14 protein-coding genes and 2 tRNA genes are annotated in these 20,096 nt (G+C 72.5%); 8 read left to right on the top strand and 8 right to left on the bottom strand.

Annotation, left to right across the window (positions count from 1 at the left end; all coding sequences use genetic code 11):
* Positions 1-4 precede the first annotated feature (4 nt).
* Both GA0070216_RS03210 and GA0070216_RS03205 read left to right on the top strand, forming a co-directional pair.
* Positions 5-1,717, top strand: coding sequence for a ThuA domain-containing protein (locus GA0070216_RS03210; protein WP_091238406.1), 1,713 nt, complete (start codon positions 5-7; stop codon positions 1,715-1,717).
* 373 nt (positions 1,718-2,090) lie between these two features.
* On the top strand, positions 2,091-3,101 hold the full coding sequence (locus tag GA0070216_RS03205; RefSeq protein ID WP_091238403.1) for a sugar phosphate isomerase/epimerase family protein: 1,011 nt from the start codon (positions 2,091-2,093) through the stop codon (positions 3,099-3,101).
* Between the two features lie 54 nt (positions 3,102-3,155).
* On the opposite strand, the gene GA0070216_RS03200 is transcribed toward GA0070216_RS03205, so the two are convergent.
* Positions 3,156-3,539 (bottom strand): hypothetical protein, encoded by a 384-nt coding sequence (locus GA0070216_RS03200; protein WP_091238400.1) that lies wholly within the window; start codon positions 3,537-3,539, stop codon positions 3,156-3,158.
* Positions 3,540-3,830: 291 nt separating this feature from the next.
* Between GA0070216_RS03200 and GA0070216_RS03195 the strand changes: the two genes are divergently transcribed.
* The 5 genes from GA0070216_RS03195 to rox all read left to right on the top strand — a co-directional run bounded on the left by GA0070216_RS03195 (position 3,831) and on the right by rox (position 9,485).
* Positions 3,831-3,903 (top strand) — tRNA-Asn (locus GA0070216_RS03195).
* Between the two features lie 196 nt (positions 3,904-4,099).
* A complete protein-coding gene (locus GA0070216_RS03190) occupies positions 4,100-6,226 on the top strand; it encodes an MMPL family transporter (RefSeq protein ID WP_091238971.1) in 2,127 nt (708 codons plus the stop codon).
* Positions 6,216-7,457 (top strand): NAD(P)/FAD-dependent oxidoreductase, encoded by a 1,242-nt coding sequence (locus GA0070216_RS03185; protein WP_091238396.1) that lies wholly within the window; start codon positions 6,216-6,218, stop codon positions 7,455-7,457. Before GA0070216_RS03190 ends, GA0070216_RS03185 begins: the two co-directional genes overlap by 11 nt.
* A 154-nt stretch (positions 7,458-7,611) precedes the next feature.
* Positions 7,612-7,685: transfer RNA gene (locus GA0070216_RS03180), tRNA-Ile, on the top strand.
* Between the two features lie 366 nt (positions 7,686-8,051).
* Positions 8,052-9,485, top strand: a complete 1,434-nt coding sequence (rox, locus tag GA0070216_RS03175; RefSeq protein ID WP_091238392.1) for a rifampin monooxygenase — start codon at positions 8,052-8,054, stop codon at positions 9,483-9,485.
* Between the two features lie 137 nt (positions 9,486-9,622).
* On the opposite strand, the gene GA0070216_RS03170 is transcribed toward rox, so the two are convergent.
* Entirely contained in the window at positions 9,623-11,011 is a 1,389-nt protein-coding gene (locus GA0070216_RS03170; RefSeq protein ID WP_091238388.1) for an extracellular catalytic domain type 1 short-chain-length polyhydroxyalkanoate depolymerase, read from the bottom strand.
* A 301-nt stretch (positions 11,012-11,312) separates the two neighbouring features.
* Here GA0070216_RS03170 and GA0070216_RS03165 point away from each other — a divergent pair, with 301 nt between their 5' ends.
* Positions 11,313-12,305: a PaaX family transcriptional regulator gene (locus tag GA0070216_RS03165; RefSeq protein WP_091238384.1), complete on the top strand. Its 993-nt coding sequence runs from the start codon at positions 11,313-11,315 to the stop codon at positions 12,303-12,305.
* Positions 12,306-12,334: 29 nt separating this feature from the next.
* Here the strand turns inward: GA0070216_RS03165 and GA0070216_RS03160 are convergent, their stop codons facing one another.
* The 6 genes from GA0070216_RS03160 to GA0070216_RS03135 form a co-directional block, all read right to left on the bottom strand.
* Positions 12,335-15,580, bottom strand: a complete 3,246-nt coding sequence (locus GA0070216_RS03160) for an ATP-binding protein (protein WP_091238381.1) — start codon at positions 15,578-15,580, stop codon at positions 12,335-12,337.
* On the bottom strand, positions 15,577-16,227 hold the full coding sequence (locus tag GA0070216_RS03155) for a hypothetical protein (RefSeq protein WP_091238378.1): 651 nt from the start codon (positions 16,225-16,227) through the stop codon (positions 15,577-15,579). Before GA0070216_RS03155 ends, GA0070216_RS03160 begins: the two co-directional genes overlap by 4 nt.
* Positions 16,214-17,245, bottom strand: coding sequence for an endonuclease domain-containing protein (locus GA0070216_RS03150; RefSeq protein ID WP_091238375.1), 1,032 nt, complete (start codon positions 17,243-17,245; stop codon positions 16,214-16,216). The genes GA0070216_RS03155 and GA0070216_RS03150 overlap by 14 nt, the downstream gene beginning before the upstream one ends.
* A gap of 205 nt (positions 17,246-17,450) precedes the next feature.
* Positions 17,451-18,416 (bottom strand): hypothetical protein, encoded by a 966-nt coding sequence (locus GA0070216_RS03145; RefSeq protein WP_091238372.1) that lies wholly within the window; start codon positions 18,414-18,416, stop codon positions 17,451-17,453.
* Positions 18,413-19,768, bottom strand: coding sequence for a hypothetical protein (locus tag GA0070216_RS03140; RefSeq protein WP_091238969.1), 1,356 nt, complete (start codon positions 19,766-19,768; stop codon positions 18,413-18,415). Before GA0070216_RS03140 ends, GA0070216_RS03145 begins: the two co-directional genes overlap by 4 nt.
* Positions 19,765-20,070 carry a DUF6403 family protein gene (locus tag GA0070216_RS03135; RefSeq protein ID WP_091238368.1) on the bottom strand — a complete coding sequence of 102 codons (306 nt, stop codon included), beginning with the start codon at positions 20,068-20,070 and terminating at the stop codon, positions 19,765-19,767. Before GA0070216_RS03135 ends, GA0070216_RS03140 begins: the two co-directional genes overlap by 4 nt.
* Between the last annotated feature and the right edge of the window lie 26 nt (positions 20,071-20,096).

Here is a 20,096-nt window from a genome sequence, read left to right as displayed (position 1 = left end):
CTACATGAGACTCTTCCGACCCATCCTCGGCGCGGCCGCTGCCGTCCTCGCCGCCATCGCGTGCACCACCCCGGCCACCTCCGCGTCGGCCGCCGACGTCGCCTACGACGTGCTCGTCTTCTCCAAGACCGCCGGGTTCCGGCACGACTCCATCGCGGTCGGCACCCAGGCCATCCGGGACCTGGGCGCGGCGAACAACTTCACCGTCACCGCCACCGAGGACGGCAACCAGTTCACCACCGCCAACCTCGCCCGGTTCGAGGCGGTGATCTTCCTCAACACCACCGGTGACGTGCTCAACGCCAGCCAGCAGACCGCCTTCGAGTCGTACATCGGCGCCGGTGGCGGGTACGTCGGCGTGCACTCCGCCGCCGACACCGAGTACGACTGGCCGTTCTACGGCAACCTGGTCGGGGCGTGGTTCGCCTCCCACCCGGCGATCCAGCAGGCCACCGTACGGGTGGAGGACCGCGCGCACGCGGCCACCGCCCACCTCGGCCCGACCTGGCAGCGCACCGACGAGTGGTACAACTTCCGCACCAACGCCCGCTCCACCGCGCACGTGCTGGCCAACCTCGACGAGTCGTCGTACTCGGGGGGCGGGATGGGGGCCGACCACCCGCACGTCTGGTGCAAGACCTACAGCGGCGGCCGGTCCTTCTACACCGGCGCCGGGCACAACCAGTCGGCGTACTCCGAGCCGGCCTTCCGCTCCCACCTGCTCGGCGGCATCCGGTACGCGGCCGGCCGGACGAAGGCCGACTGCCGGCCGGAGACCGGCTACACCGCCCTGTACAACGGGTCCACCAACGGCTGGTCGCAGGCCGGGCCGGGCAGCTTCACCAACTCCAACGCCACCCTCAGCTCGGTCGGCGGGCTGGGCATGCTCTGGTACAGCGCGAAGCAGTTCACCAACTACTCGCTGAAGCTGGACTGGAAGGTGGACGGGGACGACAACTCCGGGGTCCTCGTCGGCTTCCCGCCGTCGAGCGACCCGAACTCGGCGATGAACAACGGCTACGAGGTGCAGATCGACGCCACCGACGCCGTCGACCGGACCACCGGCTCGATCTACTCGTTCAAGGCCGCCGACCAGGCCGCCCGGGACGCGGCGCTGAACCCGCCGGGGGAGTGGAACACCTACGAGCTGCTGGTCGAGGGGGAACGCCTCCAGGTCTTCCTCAACGGGGCGAAGATCAACGACTTCACCAACACCGACCCGGTCCGCTCGCTCGCCGGCCACATCGGCATCCAGAACCACGGCACCGGTGACGACGCCTCGTTCCGCAACATCCGGATCAAGGAGCTGGGCGGCACCACGCCGACCAACGGCACCGGCCCGATCAAGGGCCTGGCCGGCAAGTGCCTGGACGTCCGCAACGGCGCCACCGCCGACGGCACCCAGGTCCAGATCTTCACCTGTAACGGCAGTGCCCGCCAGACCTGGACGGTCACCCCGAACAGCACCATCAAGGCGCTCGGCAAGTGCCTGGACGTCTCCGGTGGCGGCACCGCCAACGGTACGAAGATCCAGCTCTGGACCTGCACCGGCGGCACCCCGCAGAACTGGTCGGCCCAGTCCGACGGCACCCTGCGCAACCCCGCCTCCGGCAAGTGCCTCGACGTCTCCGGCAACAGCTCCGCCGACAGCACCGTGGTCCTGCTGTGGACCTGCAACTCCTCCGCCGCCAACCAGAAGTGGACCCTCCCCCAGTAACCCACCCACCCCGGGCCACGCCCGTGGGGTTCGCATCGGTGATCAAGAGGTTTGCGTCACGCGGGCTGCCCGTCGTGACGCAAACCTCTTGATCGTTGGGGCGCAGTAGGCGGGGGCGCGCAGGGTGGGGTGCAGGGTGGGGGTGGGGGTGTGGGGTGGGGGTGTGGGAGCGGGGTTTCGTGGGGGGTGGGGTGGGTTTAGAGTGGGGGGCGGCGACCTGCGGGTGGCCGGTGACCCGACGGGAGGCGCAACCCGTTGGGCCCAGGTGCGCATGCACCCACCGGTGATCCGACACGGCCGCCGACGTACCGGCCCGGCCCCCTCGCCCCGGTCCCGCCCAGGAATCCCCACCACAACAGGGGAGAGACAGACGATGGCGCGACCGATCACGCTCTTCACCGGCCAGTGGGCCGATCTGCCGTTCGAGGAGGTCTGTCGGCTCGCCTCCGAATGGGGCTACGACGGCCTGGAGATCGCCTGCTGGGGCGACCACTTCGAGGTCGACAAGGCGCTCGCCGACGACTCGTACGTCGAGCGCAAGCGGGAGACGCTGGCCAAGTACAACCTGAAGGTCTTCACGATCTCCAACCACCTGGTGGGCCAGGCCGTCTGCGACCACCCGATCGACGAGCGGCACCAGGACATCCTGCCCGCCCGGATCTGGGGCGACGGCGAAGCCGAGGGGGTACGCCAGCGGGCCGCCGAGGAGATCAAGGACACCGCCCGGGCGGCGGCGAAGCTCGGGGTGGACACGGTGGTCGGCTTCACCGGGTCGTCCATCTGGCACACCCTGGCGATGTTCCCGCCGGTGCCGCCGGCCATGATCGAACGCGGCTACCAGGACTTCGCCGACCGCTGGAACCCGATCCTCGACGTCTTCGACGAGGTGGGGGTGCGGTTCGCCCACGAGGTGCACCCGAGTGAGATCGCGTACGACTACTGGACCACCAAGCGGACCCTGGAGGCGATCGGCCACCGGCCCGCGTTCGGGCTCAACTGGGACCCGTCGCACTTCGTGTGGCAGGAGCTGGACCCGGTGAACTTCATCTTCGACTTCGCCGACCGGATCTACCACGTCGACTGCAAGGACGCGAAGGTGCGCACCGGGGACGGTCGGCGCGGCCGGCTCGCCTCCCACCTGCCCTGGGCCGACCTGCGGCGCGGCTGGGACTTCGTCTCCACCGGCCACGGTGACGTCCCCTGGGAGGACTGCTTCCGGGCGTTGAACGCCATCGGCTACACCGGGCCGATCTCCGTCGAGTGGGAGGACGCCGGGATGGACCGGCTGGTCGGCGCGCCGGAGGCGCTGGAGTTCGTCCGTCGGCTCGCCTTCGACGCCCCGACTGCGGCGTTCGACGCGGCGTTCAGCAGCGGCAAGGACTGAGACGTACTTCGGGCCGGTCGCCACCTGGCGACCGGCCCGACGACGTACGGACGATCAGAGGGTGCTGCCGTTGGCGCCGGTGCCCGGCGCCTTGGGCTTCGGGGTGGTCACCGACGAACTGGTCGGGCTGACGCCCGACTTGGCGCCGACAGTGGCGGGGGTGCCCGCGAAGGCCTCATCCGCCGGGGTCAGCTCCGGCTTGCCGCCGTTGCCGGTGTTGAGCTTCTCGCCGAGCTTGGACTGGCCGAGCTTGTCCTTGCCCTCGCTGTACAGGCGGTTGGCCTGGGCCTGCGCGACCCCGGCCGCCTCCTGGACGGTCGGGTGGTCGAGCACCTTACGGCCCCGCACGACCAACTCCTCGTACTTCTCCCGGCCGGCACGGGCGCCCAGGACGAAGCCCGCAGCCAGCCCGCCAAGAAACATGATCTTTCCGCGCATGGCGGCTCCTTCCGTACCTGACGCTCCCGTCGCTCCCGCCCGGTGTGCCCGGTCGGGACCGACCATCGTCGCGCCCCACATTTTTCGGTCGACAGCTAACTACCCATCCTGCTCCGCAGTCATACCTGGTTGTGCGGGGATGACGATTTGTCTGCATTGTTGGTGTCGATCGTCCCACCCCGTGGCGCAGTGGTCGATTGCGGTAACCCCCTGGACCGAACCCCCCCGAAGTCCTGTACTCTTGTGCCGTCGCCGAGCGCCGGAGAGATCCGGTTCACCGCGACGAAGCAGTCCCCCGTAGCTCAATTGGCAGAGCAGCCGGCTGTTAACCGGCAGGTTTTTGGTTCGAGTCCAAACGGGGGAGCCCAGTCTCCAGCTCACGCCCGTCGGCCCTGCCGGCGGGCGTTTCCGCATGCCAGGCCAGGAATGTCCGACGGTGAGGTGCCCGGTGCGGATGGGCGGTTTCGGCTCCGGAGGGCGTACCCGGGCGGCAGGATGACAGCTGTCGACCTGGACTCCTGCGGTGTCGATTGGCGTCGATTCGAGGGGTGGACCGGAAGATGGCCGGTGGACGGGGCCGGGGCACGGCCACGCTGCTCGCGGTGGCGGTCGTCCTGGCCTGGCTCGTCGTCGGCGGGATCGCCGGGCCGTACGCGGGAAAGCTGGGCGACGTCGCCACCAACGACAACGCCTCCTTCCTGCCCGCCGACGCCGAGGCGACCCGGGCCCAGGACCTGGCCGCCGGCTTCGTCGCCGAGCCGACCACCCCGGCCCTGGTGGTGTACGCGCGCACCAGCGGGATCACCGCCGCCGACACGCAGCGGGCCGTTGCCGACAGCGCCCGGTTCGCCCAGGTCGAAGGCGTGCTGGGGCCGCTGCCCCCGCCGATCGCCAGCCAGGACGGCCAGGCCCTGCAGGTGGTGGTGCCGATCGACGACTCCGAGGGGGAGCGGATCGGCCAGGTGGTCGACGAGCTGCGGGCCATCGCCGGAGGCGAGCGGGACGGGCTCACCGTGGACGTCGCCGGCCCGGCCGGTCTGCTCGCCGACCTGATCGAGGTGTTCTCCGCGATCGACGGACCCCTGCTGCTGGTGACCCTGGTGGTGGTGCTGGTCATCCTGCTGATCGTCTACCGCAGCCCGGTGCTCTGGATCTTTCCGCTGCTGGCGGCCGGGATGTCGTACGCGCTGGCGTCGGTCTTCGTCTACCACCTGGCGAAGAGCGACGTGATCAAGCTGAACGGGCAGGCGCAGGGCATTCTCACCGTGCTCGTCTTCGGCGCCGGGACCGACTACGCGTTGCTGCTGATCGCCCGGTACCGGGAGGAGCTGCACCGGCACGAGCGCCCCTGGGATGCCATGCGCGCCGCCTGGCGGGGTGCCGCCCCGGCCATCGCCGCCTCCGGCGCGACAGTCATCGTCAGTCTGCTCTGCCTGCTGTTGTCCAGCCTGAACTCCAACCGGGCGCTCGGCCCGGTGGCCGCCGTCGGCATCGCCGCCACCCTGCTGGTGATGCTGACCTTCCTGCCCGCCCTGCTGGTGCTCGGCGGCCGGCGGGCGTTCTGGCCGCGTACCCCCGGAGTGGACCTTGCGGACCCGCAGGCGGAACATGGGCTGTGGGCCCGGATCGCCCGCTTCGTCGCCCGGCGGGCCCGGGTGGTCTGGTTGACCACCGCCGTGGTGCTGGCCCTGCTCACCCTCGGCCTCACCCAGCTCGGCGCCACCACCCTCGGCCAGTCCGAGCTGTTCACCGACCGCACCGACTCGGTTGCCGGGCAGGAGGTGATCGCCCGGCACTACCCGGCCGGCACCGGCAGCCCGGCGACCATCTTCACCCGCCAGCAGACCGCCCCGCAGGTCGCCCAGGTGGCCCAGGGCGTCGCCGGGGTGGCCGCCGTCCGGCCGGTGACCCGGCGGGACCAGGCCGGCCCGCCGGACCCGGACGCCCCGCCCCTGGTGGTCGACGGACAGGTGCAGCTGGAGGCGACCCTGGCCGATCCGCCGGACAGCGACGCCGCCGAGCGGACCATCCGCGCCCTGCGCGAGGCGGTGCACCGGGTGCCGGCCGCCGACGCCGTGGTCGGCGGGTTCACCGCGATCGACGTGGACACCTCCGACGCGTCCACCCGGGACCGCAACGTGATCATCCCGGTCGTCCTGGTGGTGATCGCGGTGATCCTGGCCCTGCTGCTGCGGGCCCTGGTCGCGCCGGTGCTGCTGATCGCGACGGTGGTGCTGTCGTTCCTGGCCACCCTCGGACTCTGCGCGTTGATCTTCCGGTACCTGCTGGACTTCCCCGGGATCGACGCGTCCTTCCCGCTGTTCGCCTTCGTCTTCCTGGTCGCCCTGGGCATCGACTACAACATCTTCCTGATGAGCCGGGTACGCGAGGAGTCGGCCCGCCGGGGCACCCGGGCCGGCGTGCTGGCCGGGCTGACCGTCACCGGCGGGGTGATCACCTCCGCCGGTATCGTGCTCGCCGCCACCTTCTCCGCGCTGGCCGTACTCCCGCTGGTGGTGCTGGTGGAGTTGGGCGTGGCGGTCGCGGTCGGCGTACTACTGGACACCATCGTGGTCCGCTCGCTGCTGGTGCCCGCCCTGTCGTACGACATCGGGCCCAGGGTGTGGTGGCCGAGCCGGTTGTCCCGACCGGCGCGCAACGACACGGAGGTGGAACGTGCCCGCTGAGACGGACGTGGTGATCGTCGGTGGTGGCCTCGCCGGGCTGGCCGTCGCCCGCCGGTTGCACCGGGCCGGCGTGCCCTGGCGGCTGCTGGAGGCCGGCGACCGGCTCGGTGGCCGGGTCGCCACCGACGCCGTCGACGGGTACCTGCTCGACCGGGGATTCCAGGTGCTCAACACCGCGTACCCGAGGCTCGGCACCCTGCTCGACCTGGGCACCCTCGACCTGGGCTGGTTCACCTCCGGGGTCCTGGTCCGGCGCGGCGACCGCCTCGACCGGCTGGTCCATCCGATCCGCGAACCCGGCGGCGCACCGGCCACCGCGCTCGCCGGCATCGGCTCGTTGGGCGACCGGCTGCGCTTCGCCGCCCTCGCCACCGGCTGCGCGACCCTGCCGGCGCACCGGCTGCTCACCGCGCCGGAGACCACCAGCGAGGCGGCCCTGCGCCGGGCCGGGCTCTCCGACACCATCATCGAGGAGTTGATCCGGCCGTTCCTGTCCGGCGTGCTCATCGACCGGGAGTTGGAGACCTCCAGCCACGTGCTGGCGATGATCCTGCGCTCCTTCGCCCGGGGGCGGATCGGCCTGCCCGCCCGGGGGATGGCCGCGCTGCCGCGGGCCGTGGCCGCCCCGCTGCCCGCCGACCTGATCACCTGCGACACCCCGGTCACCTCGGTCGCCCCCGGCCGGGTCCGCACCCCGGCCGGCGAGATCGACTGCCGCGCCGTCGTGGTCGCGGTCGACCCGACGGCGGCGACCACGCTGCTGCCGACCCTGGCCCGGGTACGCACCCACAGCTACACGACCTACTACCACAGCGCGCCCGAAGCGCCGCTCGACGAACCGATCCTGCTCGTCGACGGTGACCGGCGGGAACTCGTCGCCAACACGGTGGTGGTCAGCCGGGCCGTGCCGTCGTACGCCCCGCCCGGCCGGCACCTGGTGGCGACCTCCGTGGTCGGCCCCGGCGCCCCGCCCGAGCCGACGATCCGGGCCGAGCTGGACCGGTTGTACGGACGCTCCACCGCGGACTGGGACCACCTGACCACGGTGTCGGTGCCGCACGCGCTGCCCGCCGCGCCACCGCCACAGGGACGGCTGCGCAAGCCGGTGGCCCTCGGCGACGGGCTCTTCGTCGCCGGTGACCACCGGGACAGTCCGTCCATCCAGGGGGCCCTGGCCAGCGGTTGGCGTACGGCCGGGGCGGTGCTCGCGGAACTCCGCGCGGTGGGCTGATCCGGGTGCGCGCGGAACTCCGGTTCGGGTGCGTCCGGAGTGACTGCTGACTGTTATTCTCGCGTAGCCCATCGTGCCGGCGACGCCTGTCGTCGTACCGGTTCGGATGCTGGCAGGTGGTCCGTCGGGCGGGTTACGATCCGGCGCGGTATCGGGGGCGGTAGCTCAGCGGGTTAGAGCAGGGGACTCATAATCCCTCGGTCGCGGGTTCGAACCCCGCCCGCCCCACCCTTGCCCAGCAGCGACGACGGCCCCCGGCGTGGCTTTCGGAGGGGTCGCTGCCCACGGTGTGGGGACATCCTGGGGCGGCGTGGTCAGCGGCCCGGGTCACGACGCACTGCGGCAACCCGGTCTCCCGCCCGCCCGCACCATGCCCATGGGACTTCGACGTTCTTGGCTGCGGCAAAAACAAAGGCAGGGAGTCATAGTTCCCCCTGCCACTTCTAACGTATATCGCACCCCGGGGCTTGTGGCAAGACCCCGGTGCGGGTGCAGAATCTGCACTCGACGTCAGAACCTGGCGAAATCTGAGATTCGCGAAGCATGCGTCGGTATCGACGCATCAGTCGGCGCGAGCAATCGAACGGGGATTCCATGATCGACGTCATCGTCGTGGGCGGCGGACCGACCGGCCTGATGCTGGCCGCCGAGCTGCGACTGCACGACGTACGGGTGGTGGTGCTGGAGCGCGACGCCGAGCCGACCAGTGTGGTGCGCTCGCTCGGCATGCACGTACGCAGCATCGAGGTGCTGGACCAACGGGGCCTGCTGGAGCTGTTCCTCGCGCACGGCAGGCAGTTCCGGATCGGCGGCTACTTCGCCGGGATCTCCAAGGCGTGGCCGGAACGGATGGACACCGCGCACGGGTACGTCCTGGGCATCCCCCAGCCCGTCACCGAGCAGCTGCTGACCGCGCACGCCATCGACGTCGGCGTCGAGATCCGGCGCGGCAGTGAACTGGTCGGGCTTCGCCAGGACGAGGAGGCGGTGACCGCCGAGCTGGCCGACGGCACCCACCTGCGGACGCGCTATCTCGTCGGCTGCGACGGCGGTCGCAGCACGGTGCGCAAGCTGCTGGGTGTCGGCTTTCCCGGCGAGCCCACCAGGAACGAGACGCTGCTGGGCGTGATGGAGTTGACCGCGCCGCAGGACGAGGTGGTCGAGGTGATGACCCGGGTCCGCCGGACGCAGCTGCGGTTCGGGGTCGGGCCGGTCGGCGACGGTGACGGGTTGTACCGGGTCGTCGTACCCGCCGCGGGGGTGGCCGAGGACCGCGCGGTCGCACCGACCATCGAGGATTTTCGGCAGCAGTTGCGGGCGACGGCCGGCACGGACTTCGGGGTGCACTCGCCACGCTGGCTGTCCCGCTTCGGCGACGCCACCCGCCTCGCCGAGCGGTACCGGGTCGGTCGGCTGCTGCTGGCCGGTGACGCGGCGCACGTACATCCGCCGTTGGGCGGGCAGGGGCTGAACCTCGGTATCCAGGACGCGTTCAACCTGGGTTGGAAGCTGGCCGCGCAGGTCGCCGGGTGGGCGCCGGAGGGCCTGCTGGACACCTACCAGGCGGAGCGGCGGCCGGTGGCGGCGGACGTGCTGGACAACACCCGCGCGCAGACGGAGCTGATGTCGCTGGAGGCGGGTCCGCAGGCCGTGCGCAAGCTGGTGGCGGAGCTGATGGACTTCGAGGAGGTGAACCGGTACCTGATCGAGAAGATCACCGCGGTCTCGGTCCGCTACGACCTCGGTGCGGGCCACGACCTGCGTGGCCGGCGGTTGCGCGACGTGGAGCTGAAGCGGGGACGCCTCTACGGGCTGATGCACCGGGGGCGGGGTCTGCTGCTGGATCAGACCGGCGGGCTCTCGGTGGCGGGTTGGACGGACCGGGTCGACCGCGTCGTCGACGTCAGCGAGGAGCTGGACGTGCCGGCGCTGCTGCTGCGACCGGACGGACACGTGGCGTGGGTCGGCGACGATCAGCAGGAGTTGCGCGCCGAGCTGTCCCGGTGGTTCGGCACCGCCCTGGGGTGACCGTGGCCGTGCTCCCCCGCCCTTGACCGGGCGGGGGAGCAGGCAGCCGGCGCCGGTGGCGTCGTCCGGCACGGCGACGCCGTGCCCGGCCGCCCATGACCGGGCGGCCGGGACGGACCGGAGTCGGGCCGGGTCGGTCAGGCGACCGTGCAGGCCGCGCCGTTGAGCGTGAACGAGGTGGGCTTGGCGGTGTTGCCGGCGTGGTTGGCCTGGAAGCCGATGTCGATCGACCCGCCGGGCGGGATGGCGGCGTTGTAGCTGGCGTTACGGGCCGTCACCTGCCCCGACGAGGGCGAGTAGGCGGCGTTCCACCCGGAGGTGATGGTCTGCCCGCCGGGCAGCGTGAAGACCAGCGACCAGCCGTTGACGGCACTGGAACCGGTGTTGGTGATGGTCAGGTTCTCGGTCAGGCCGCTGTTCCAGGCGTTGACGCTGGCGGTGACCCGGCAGGCCCCGGAGCTGGGCGGCGTGGTCGGCGGCGGGGTGGTGGGAACGGGCGGGGTGGTCGGCGGCGGGGTGGTCACCGGCGGCGTGGTCGGCACCGGCGGGGTGGTGACCGGCGGCGTGGTCGGGGTCGGGTTGGTCAGGCCGAAGAACCCGAGGGCGACGGCGGCCATCCCGCCGGAGGGCAGGCTGTGCCCCGCCCCCTGGACGCTGTACGCCTCGACCAGGACGTTGCCGCTGGCGTCGGCGTACCGACGGCGGTTCCAGTTGGTCTGGGGGGTGTCGGTGGAGGTGGGCGTCTGGCTGAGCCCGAACACGTTGGTCCACTGCTCGATGGTCTCCTGGAGCAGCGAGTACGGCACCAGGGTGTCGGCGGTGCCGTGCCACAGCTGCACCTTCGGGCGGGGACCGGAGTAACCGGGGTACGCCTGTTGGCGGACCGCGTCGCCCCACTGCTGCGGGGTGCGGTTCATGCTGCCGTTGGTGCACTGGCTGGCGCCGGGCGGGTAGTCGGCGGCGTTGGCGAAGCAGTTGTAGGGCACCCCCATGAAGGCGGCCCCGGCGGCGAACACGTCGGGGTAGAGCGCCAGCATGTGGTTGGTCATCATGCCGCCGGAGGAACTGCCGGTGGCGAACACCCGGCGGGGGTCACCGCCGTACTGCCGCTGGGCGTAATTGATCATCGAGACGATCGACACCGGGTCGCTGCCGCCGCCCCGGCGCTTCGCGGCGTCCGACCAGGTGTCGAAGCAGTTGCCGAAGCCGGCCTGCTGGGTGGCGGACGGGTAGATCACGATGTATCCGTACCGGTCGGCCAGCGAGGCGAACTCGCTGCCGGAGTAGAAGCCCGGTCCGGTGCCGCCGCAGCCGTGCATGGCCACGATGACCGCCGGGTTGGTCGGGCGGGTGTCCGGTACGTAGATGTGCATCCGCATCCGGCCGGGGTTGTCGCCGAAGTTGGTCACCTCGATCAACGACGCGGCGTACGCCGGTGGGAGCGTCGGTACCACCAGTGCTGCTGCCGTCAGCGTGGCCACCAGTGGCGCCGCCAGGGCGAGCAGCATGCTCCGTCTGATTCTCATGGGCGTGACTCCCTCACAGGTTGAGATCGGCCGCGCGGTCGTGCGGCACGGGTACGCCCGGTGGCCCGTGTCGTCCGCGCCGGCCCCTTGCATCCGGCATGCCCTGCCCCGGCCCGAGGTGGCATTGCATGGCACTTAGTGTTCTCCTCGGTCCGACAAGTGTCAATCGAATGGGCTCGATACACTGGTCGGTCACTGATGCGCGCCGGGGTCCACCCCGGACCCGCGCCCGGTAGGCGGGCACGGGTGCGCCGTCTACAGTCGGTGCCACCGTCACCGAGCCGAGCCCGGAGCGTCCCCTGTGCCACACCCGTTCGACATCGAGGAGATATTTCCCGACGACGGGGACCACCCGGTACGGCTGCCCCGGCGGCAGGCCGGCAACTCGCCGCAGGGCGTCGCGGTGACCCTGCTGGCTGACTACACCCTGCGTACCCGTGCCTGGTTGCCGTCCGCCGCCATCGTCGCGCTGCTCGCCGAGTCGCACGTCAGCCTCGCCGGCGCGCGGACCGTGATCAGCCGACTGGCCCGGCGGGGGGTCCTGGAGGGCAGCCGGCAGGGGCGGCGCAGCTCGTACCGGCTCAGCCGGTCCGCCGCCGTCAGCCTCTCCGTCGGCGGCAGCTGGGTCATGGCCGCCACCACCACGACCCAACCGTGGGACGAGTGCTGGACGCTCGTCGCCTTCTCCCTGCCCCAGGAGCGCAGCGCGCAACGGCGGGCCCTGCGCGGCCGGCTCCGCTGGCTGGGATACGCGCCGCTGTACGACGGACTGTGGATCTCCCCGCACGAGTTGACCCCGAAGGCACGGGCCCAGCTCACCCAGCTCCACCTCGGCGCGGTCACCGTGTTCCGGGGCCGTCGGGTCGACCTCGACGCGGTCGTCGGCCGCGACCCGCTCGACGCCTGGGACGTCGCCGCCGTCGCCGCACAGTACGAGAGTTTCCTGCGGCGCTGGCGGCCCCTCCTGCCGCGGATCATCGCCGGCCAGGTCGACGGCGCCGAGGCGGTACGGGCCCGGACCGAGGTGATGGACACCTTCCGGCGTTTCCCCACCCTCGACCCGCAGCTACCGCTGCGGCTGCTGCCCGCCGGGTGGCTGCGCGGCCCGGCCCGGGAGACGTTCGCCGCCGTCTACGACGGACTGGCCGACACCGCCGAGCGGCACGTCCGGGCCGTCGTGGCGCGGTTCGCCGACGGCACGTACGCCGACGTCCGCGCGCACACCACCGCCGACCTCCTCGCCGGTGTCTGCGCCGCCGCCGAGGCGGCGGACCCGGCGTCCGCCCGCCGGTGACCGCCGTACCGGGCTGCGCCAGGTGACCGTCACCGGCGGCGGGCCCGGTCCAGCACCTCCTCGGCGGTGAGCGGGCTGCGCGGATGATGGCTGAGCGACAGCGGGGTACGGATCTTCACCGGTGGGGCGCCCTCCGCGGCGAGGTAGAACTCACCGGTGGTGAGGCGGGAGATGTCGGCGACGTCGCCGCCCTTCGCCTTCGCCATCTCCCGGGCGGCCTCCATCTGGATCGGGCTGTTCAGCCGGCCGTAGAGCTGGGTCGCCGCGTTGCCCGGAATCCGATTGTGCAGCCCCTTCGGTGCCTGGGTGGCGAAGATCAGACCCAGGCCGTACTTGCGGGCCTGGGCCGCCAGCGCCAGCGTGCTCTGGGTGCACGCGGTCATCGCGCCGGAGGGGGCGAACGTCTGCGCCTCGTCCATCACCAGCAGGCCGAGCAGTGGCCGGTCGTTCGCCGGGTGCTGCTTGATCCAGGCGAAGAGCGCCATCTGCAACTGGTTGACGAAGCCCTGCCGGGCCTCGTCGGATTGCAGCCCGACGAGGCTGATGACGGAGATCCGGGCCCGCCTGCCCGGCTCGGGGGTGAGCAGCAGCCCCGGGTCCATCGGGCTGCCCTCGCCGCCGAACAGCGGATCGTTGACCATCGCCGCCGCCAACGACTGCGCGATCCCCACGCCGATCTTGTCCGCCCCGTCGATGTCCAGCAGCCCGTCCGGCAGGTCGGCGAGGGTGTCGATCAACCCCTGCACCCGGCTGCCGCCCCGTCGGCCGTAGTGCTCGACGGCCTTGCGCAGCACGGCGAGACCCAGGTGGACCTTGTTGGTCCGGCCGGTCAGTTGGGCGCGGGGCGCGAGCGACGCGACAGCCGCCTCGACCGCCTCGTGGAACTCGTCGGGGTCGTCGCGCACGCTGCGGAAATCCGGTAGCGGCTGGAAGCTCAGCGGGCGTCCCGACGACCGGCGCGGCGTCCACACCCGCACGTCGGTACCGGCGAGGTAGTCCCGGGCCTTCTCCGCGTCCCCGGCCCGCCAGTCCGGCGGTGGCTCCGGCCACTCGTCACCGAGCCGGGCCAGGTCGTTGTTGGGGTCGAGGACGATGGCGGAGACCCCGGCGAGGGCACACTCCTCCAGGATCCGCCGGATCAGCACGGTCTTGCCGGACCCGGAGCCGGCGAAGATGGTGGTGTGCTTGCGGAGGGCCTCCAGAGAGAGCGGCACGGGTGCACCGGTGCGGTGGTCGTACCCCACGGTGAGGTGCGGGCCGGACTCCCCACCGTCGACCGGCTGTGGATCGACCTGCCCGGGGTGCGTCCGCCCGCCGGGCGTCCCCGCGCCCACCGGTGGCGTCTCGGCCGGTCCCGTCTCGGCCGGTCCTGAGGTGACCGGGCCGGTGTGGTCCGGTCGTACCGCTGAATCGGTCGGGTCGTCGCCGGGAGCGGCGGGGAGCCAGTCGGCGACGGAGCCGAGGGCCTGCTGCAACACGGCGAGGTCCCGGGTCGGTTGACGGGCGGTCAGCCAACCCCGGATGTCGACGGGTGACTCCGCGAGCATGACCTTGAGGGCCCCGAGGATGCGGAGATCCTCGTGGTCCAGCGGCAGGATCGTCCCGCCGGCCTGGGTGAAGGCCGTGACCGCCTGCCGGGTCTTGGCACCGCTCGACCAGGTGCCGTTGCGGAGCAGGAAGAGCTTGCGTCGGGTCACCCGCGCGTCGAGCCCCGCCACCGTGCAGGCCTTGCGGAGCCGGGCGAGCGCGGCGATGGCGTGATGCTCCTCGCTGATCGCCCGGAAACACCAGTGGACCTGGTCCTCGGTGGCCTCGTCCAGGGTGAGCCGGAGCCGGGCGTGCAGCGGCGGCTGGGCGCTCGGGGGTGGATCCACGCTGAACGATCCGCCCTGTTCGCCGCGCGCCATCACCCAGGCGGTCAGACCCGCCGCGAGTAGCGCGGGGACGGTGCTGTCCTCGCTGTCCCGGGTCAGTGGGCCGGACACGTCGGCCGCGCTCTTGAGCTGGGCGAATCTTGTGTCGAAGCGTTCGAGATCGTCCACCAGGGCGGTACGTGGGCTGCGGCGTTGCGGCTCCGTCTGGTCACCGAGCCGGGTCAGCTCCCGTACCTCGCCGACGGCGAGACAGGCCCGGATGTGCCGATCGATGTCGATCAGCAACTGCCGGGGGGTCATCCCCTCGGCCTGCGCGAAGGCGTCGGGACGCACCGGCCACGACGGATACGGGGGTGTGAAGCCGACCTCGGTGAACCGGGCGGCGAACCGACGCTCGACGATCTGCTGGGCCAGGGCGGCGTCGTGGATGGTGGTGAGCCGGGGCGCCATCCGGAACCGGTCGCTCACCGTGTCCACCGTCCGGCTCCGGATGATCGTCCATGAGTTCGGCAGGCAGGCGACCAGGGTGAGCGTGCGGCGGGTGAGCTGGCGCAGCGACATCAGGCCGTCGGCGATCCGGGCGTGCACCGCGGCCTGCTCCGGGTCGTCCTGCCCGCCCGACCGGTGGTGCAGGGCGTCGCCGGTGGCCACGGACTGCGCGATGAGGGTGTCGATCTGGTCGACGGCGATCACGGACGGTCCGGTCAGGGCCAGCAGCCAGGAGATCTCCTGGACGATCTGCTGCGCGCTGCGGGGGGCCCGCCGCATGCCCCACGCACCGCGTTCCCCCGGCTCCCCCTCCTCGCCGGAGGTGAAGTAGTTCTCCGCGACGTCCCGGTGGGCCACATCCTCCGAGGCGCTCAGCGCCAGCGCCCGCGCCGTCTCCCGGCAGCGGGCCACGTCGGGCGCGTACCCGACGAGCCCTTCGATGAAGGCGTCCAGGGCAGCCCGGGTCAGCTCGGTGTCACCCATCACCGCCCGGCGGGCCGACCGGGGCGCCCCGACCATCGAGGAGAGTCGACGCAGCAGCAACCGGAGCTGGCTCTCGCTGCCGGGCACCGGCCGGGCCAGCCCGTCGAGCACGCAGGCGAGCACGCTGTCCCAGAACCCGCGCGCGTCGAGCAGGCCGACCAGGAAGAAGTAGCCGCCCTCCTGCTGGACCTGCTGCCGGACCCAACCCAGCAGGTGGGTCTTGCCCGAGCCGCGCTGCCCCTGGAGCACCAGCCCGATCGGGCTGCCGTCGGCGCTGTTGCGGGCATCGGCCACCCCGTCGAGGATGTCGCGGACCACGGCGGTGTGTAGGCCCTCCACGTGGAACGGCGAGGGCCGCCAGACGTCGTCGGGCACCGGTGCCCAGTCGAACCGGAGCGCCGCCAGGGCCGCGTGTTCCGCCCCGGTCATCCCACCCCGATCGCCAGCAGGTGCTTGTCCTGACCACCCAGCCGCAGCGCCGCCGCGACGTCCGCCGGGGTCAGCACCTTCTGGTTGGACTCCGGGACGATGTCCACGTCCGGCTCGCGCTCCAGCTCCCGCAGCGCCTCGTCGAGGTCGGCGGTGTCGACGTCGCCGAAGAAGGGCCGCAGCCGGGTCAGGCTGACCCAGGCTCCCGGCTCGGCGGCCAACGCGGCGTACGCCTGCCGGATGCGGAGATCGAGGGTGCGCTGCTGCCCCGGCTGCGCCGTGCCGGCCCGCACGTCGGTCAGCGCGAACATCTCGCCGAACGTGCGGTAGTCGCTGCGTCCCATGACCCGGTCCCGCAGGTTCACCTGCAACGCCGTCAGCGCCCCGCCGAGAATCCGGCCCTGCGACGACTGGAAGTTCAGATCCTCCTGCACCCGGACCCAGCCCTTGTCGGCGAGCTGGTGCAGGAAGGTGTTGCCTTCCCGACGGCTGTCCACGAAACCGAGGCGGTTGAGCTTGTCCCGGTAGGACTTCCGGACGTCGACGCCGTAGCGCTTGCGCAGCTCGGCGTTGGGCACCTCCCGGGCCTCAGCCATCAGGACGAACAGGATCGCGGCCTCAGAGGGGGTGAGGTCATCGCCGGGCATGGGGTCTTCCTTCCGCAAGGTCGCGTCGCCGGGCCCGGATCAAGGTGCCGATCTGGTGCACCACCGCGCCGACGTCGTGGTTGATTCGGGCATTGGTGAAGCGCAGGACGGCGTAACCGTCCAACTGCAACTGCACGTCGCGCTGCCGGTCTGCCTCGAACCGGGCCGGCCGGCAGTGCTCCGGGCCGTCGATCTCGACGACACACCGCTCGTCGGGCCAGAGCAGATCGAGGCAGACCGGAGGCGAGAGGGGATGGGACTGGTGGTACTGGTTCCAGCGTCGGCCCACCGCCCAGCCCTCGCCGGCCAGGGCGGCCTCCAGCGCCGCCTCGGTCGCGCTGCCGGGGTGGGGTCGGCCGATCCCCTGCGGGAGGGTCGTCGCCACCGGTCCGGCAGGATGGTCGGCCGGGCGGCCGAGCGGAAGGGCGGCCGTGACCACCCGGTCCTCGTGCCGTAACGGTGTGCCGACCAGCCACACGCCGACCCGGCCGTGGTGGCACAGCCATTCCGCTCCCGCGACGAGAGCCCGTTCCCCCGCCGGGTCGAGGTCGGCGGGCACCTGGATCAGCAGGATCGCCCGGGGCCGACCGAAACCCTCCGCCACCACCCGGATCAGGCCGGAGCAGCGGATTTCCACGGAGAACGGGTCGACCGGCGGTCGCCGGCCGGACAGCGCCACGGCGGCGAGGTGCGCCAGGAACGGTGCGAAGTGCGCGGAGCCCTGCGCCCGGCCGACCGCGGCGGCCCGGACGGCGGCCAGTCCGTACGGGTCGGCGCGGGGGATGTCCGCGGCCTCGGGCAGCCAACCCGGCAGCAGCGCCACCGCCACCCGCTCCAGTTCGTCCAGGGCGGAGTGGACGAAGGCGCCGGCGGTGCGGGCGGGACCGGGTCGCAGCACGACGGCGGCCGGGCCGACCGGTGCCCCGGTGACGGTGGCCGCGATCGTGCCGGCGGGCACCCCTCGGATCTGCACGACGCGATCCGTCGGCAGCGCGGCGAGCTGGCGGACGAGACTCATGGCAGGTCACCGGCGCGGACCGCGACCGCCTTCTCCCGAGGGAGCGCGGATCGGGCGGAACTCAGCGGTCTTCATCCTCCCCGTGTGGCCATCGGACGAACCCGAACACACTACGAAGCGGTTCACCGCCAGCGCCATAGCCGCCCCCGGTCAGTCGTCCTTCGGACACCTGACCGCGCGAGGGGAAACCGAGAAGCTCCGGCGGTCACTTCTCCCGCTGCGGCGGGTCGTTCGGGGCCGGGTGTCCGTCGGCGAGCGCCTGCGCCTGCCGGCTGAGCGACTCGACCCGCCGGACCAGCTTCCGCACCGCCGCCTCGTCGGCGTCGTCCAGGGCGGCCAACCGGTCGAGCAGCGCGGCATGGTCGGAGGTCAACTGCCGGTAGCGCCGGCCGAAGCTGCTGTCGTCACCGCCCCGACGGCCGTGCACCAGGGCGTACTGCGGATCGAGGTCGATGATCTGCTGGGCCAGGCCGGCGGTGGCGGCGCCGAGCGCGCTGCGGCTGTCGGTCAGCTCGTCGCGGCGGACCCGCCGGGCCGCCGCCAGCCGCCCCGCCCGCCGGCCGCCGAGGTAGAGCGCCGTCGCGGCGGCGACGACGCCCAGCACGGCGGCGGCGGCGAGCAGGAAGCGGGGCAGCGACGGGCTGATCGTGCGGGCCCCGTCGGGTACGGTGCCGGCCTTGACCAGCCGGTCGTAGTTGACGGCGATGACCTTCACGGCCTCCAGTGGACGGTCGGCGAAGGTGTCGATGCCCCGGCCGATGACCATCTCGGCGGCGGCGGCCTTGCCCAGGTTCTTCTTGTCGTAGCCGGGCACCAGGGCGCAGCCGTAGGTGTCGTAGTCGTCCCCGTCGCGGCTGAGCACCAGCACGACGGTCCCGTCGGCGGCCTGCTTCACCTGCTTACAGGTGCCCCGCAGGTCGGCGTCGGGGGAGCGCAGCACCACCACCAGCCGCCGGTTGCCGATGATCCGTTCGGCCGCCGCCCGGTCCACGTCGAGCCCCGGGTCGGCATAGAACGACGTGGTGCGCACCTGCCGGGCGATCGGGCCGTCCAGCGCCCCACCGCTCCACGCCGCCCAGCCGGCCAGCACCAGGCAGGCCAGGACGGCGAGGCCGAACGGGGTGCCGAGCAGAGCGGTGACGCGTTGCCGCCGGGATTCGGGACGGGTCATGAGAGTCTGCCCCGCAGGTAGTTGTCCGGGCGGTAACTGGCGATGCCGACCTGGCGGGCGGTGTCGTCCAACTCGGCCGCCGCCTCGTCGAGCAGCGTGCGGACGTGCCGGGCGGGCAGTTTCTCCTCCCAGGCCGACCGGGCGGCCTGGAGTGTGACGATGCCCCGGGTCAGCGCCGGGTTGCTGCCGGCGTCGGTCAGCAGGGACATCTCGACGGCCAGCGCGGTCAACCCGGCCAGCCGGACCGGGGCGGTGTCCCGTCGGCGTCCCAGCCCCCGGTCGGGGCGGCGCAGCGACCGGGCCGACAGGATCAGGAACGCCGCCACGCAGCCCGCGAAGAGCCACGGCAGCGCCGGCAGCGCCACCCGCAGCGGATCGGCCGGCCGGTACGGCAACGGCCGCTCGAACAGACCGGCGTAGCGGATGTCGGTGACCCGGTGGAGGTAGACGCCGAGCACGTTGCGCTGCGGGTAGTCGGCGCGGCTGAGCACGCCGGCGAACTGGCCGTAGAAGCTCGCCCCGGCCAACTCCGCGAAGTCGGCCGCGCCGGGCCCGTGGTACTCGATCCAGAGGCCGTACATCACCACGACCGGCTGGTCGGGGAAGCGTGCGCTCAGGGCCGGCCCGTACCGGGGCAGGGGTTCGCCGAAGCGGTGCGGGGGCAGCGCGACGTACCACGCGCCGTCGGGGAAGGCGTTGCGGGCGGCGGTCTCGGGGATGTCGGTGAGGGTGGCGCCGGGGGCGACGTGCCGCCCCGTGGCCCGCAGGTCGGTCAGGACGGCGGTCAGCTCCGGCCCGCTCGGCTCGCGCCAGCGCAACTCGTCCCGGTCGGCGGGGGCGGGCTCCTTGCGCAGCGTGGTGATCAGGGTGAGCAACAGGTCGGTCACGTCACCGGTGGCGAACTGGGCCCGCCAGCCGGGCAGCGTGTCGGCGCTGGCCTGGTAGAGGCCGCCGGAGACCTCGGTGCCGACCACCCGGATGGTGGCGTTCTCCACGTCCCGGACCCGGGCGCGCTCGTCCTTGTCGAGTCCGGGCGGGGCGACCAGGATCCGGGTGTCGCCGGCCACCGCCCGGACCCGCTCCTCGTTCCAGGACGCCACCGCGCCCGGCAGGCGTACCACCGGCGCGGCGGCGACCAGCGCGGTCATCTCGGTCACCGACGGCACGGTGGCCTGGTCGGAGGCGCCGGCGGTGTCCGTGTCGACCCCCGACGACGACGCCGGTGACCGGCCGTAGCTGACGTCGATGCTCTGCCGCTGGGCGACCAGGAACACCACCAGCACGAGTACGGCGACCCCGAGCACCGTCCAGCGCAACGGCTCGGCCCAGCGGCGGTACCCCCGGGCGCTCACCGGTGCTGCCGCCACAACCGGTCGGCCTGCCGGGCGTGCCCGGCCGCCGCCCGCGCCGCGTCCGCCCCGCCACGCCCGCCCACGAGCGACTCGGCGCGGGTCAGCAGCCGCTCCGCCTCGGGCACCCGGCCCCGGGCCGCGTCCCGGCTGACGGCCGCGCTGTCGATCGCCGCCCGGGCGGCCGACCGGGCGGTCCGTCGCTGCTCCTCCCGCGCCCGTCGGTGCGGCAGCAGCGCGGTCAGCACGCCCGCACCCACCAGCAGCACCGCGCCGGCCAGCCAGAACAGGTAGGGGTGTGCCATGGGCTCCAACCGTCCGCCGGGTCCGG

Origin of the sequence: Micromonospora matsumotoense (assembly GCF_900091525.1) — a bacterium.
Lineage (GTDB): Bacteria > Actinomycetota > Actinomycetes > Mycobacteriales > Micromonosporaceae > Micromonospora > Micromonospora matsumotoensis.
Note: the sequence above shows the minus strand (reverse complement) of the source record. Positions and strands in the feature narration are given on the sequence as shown.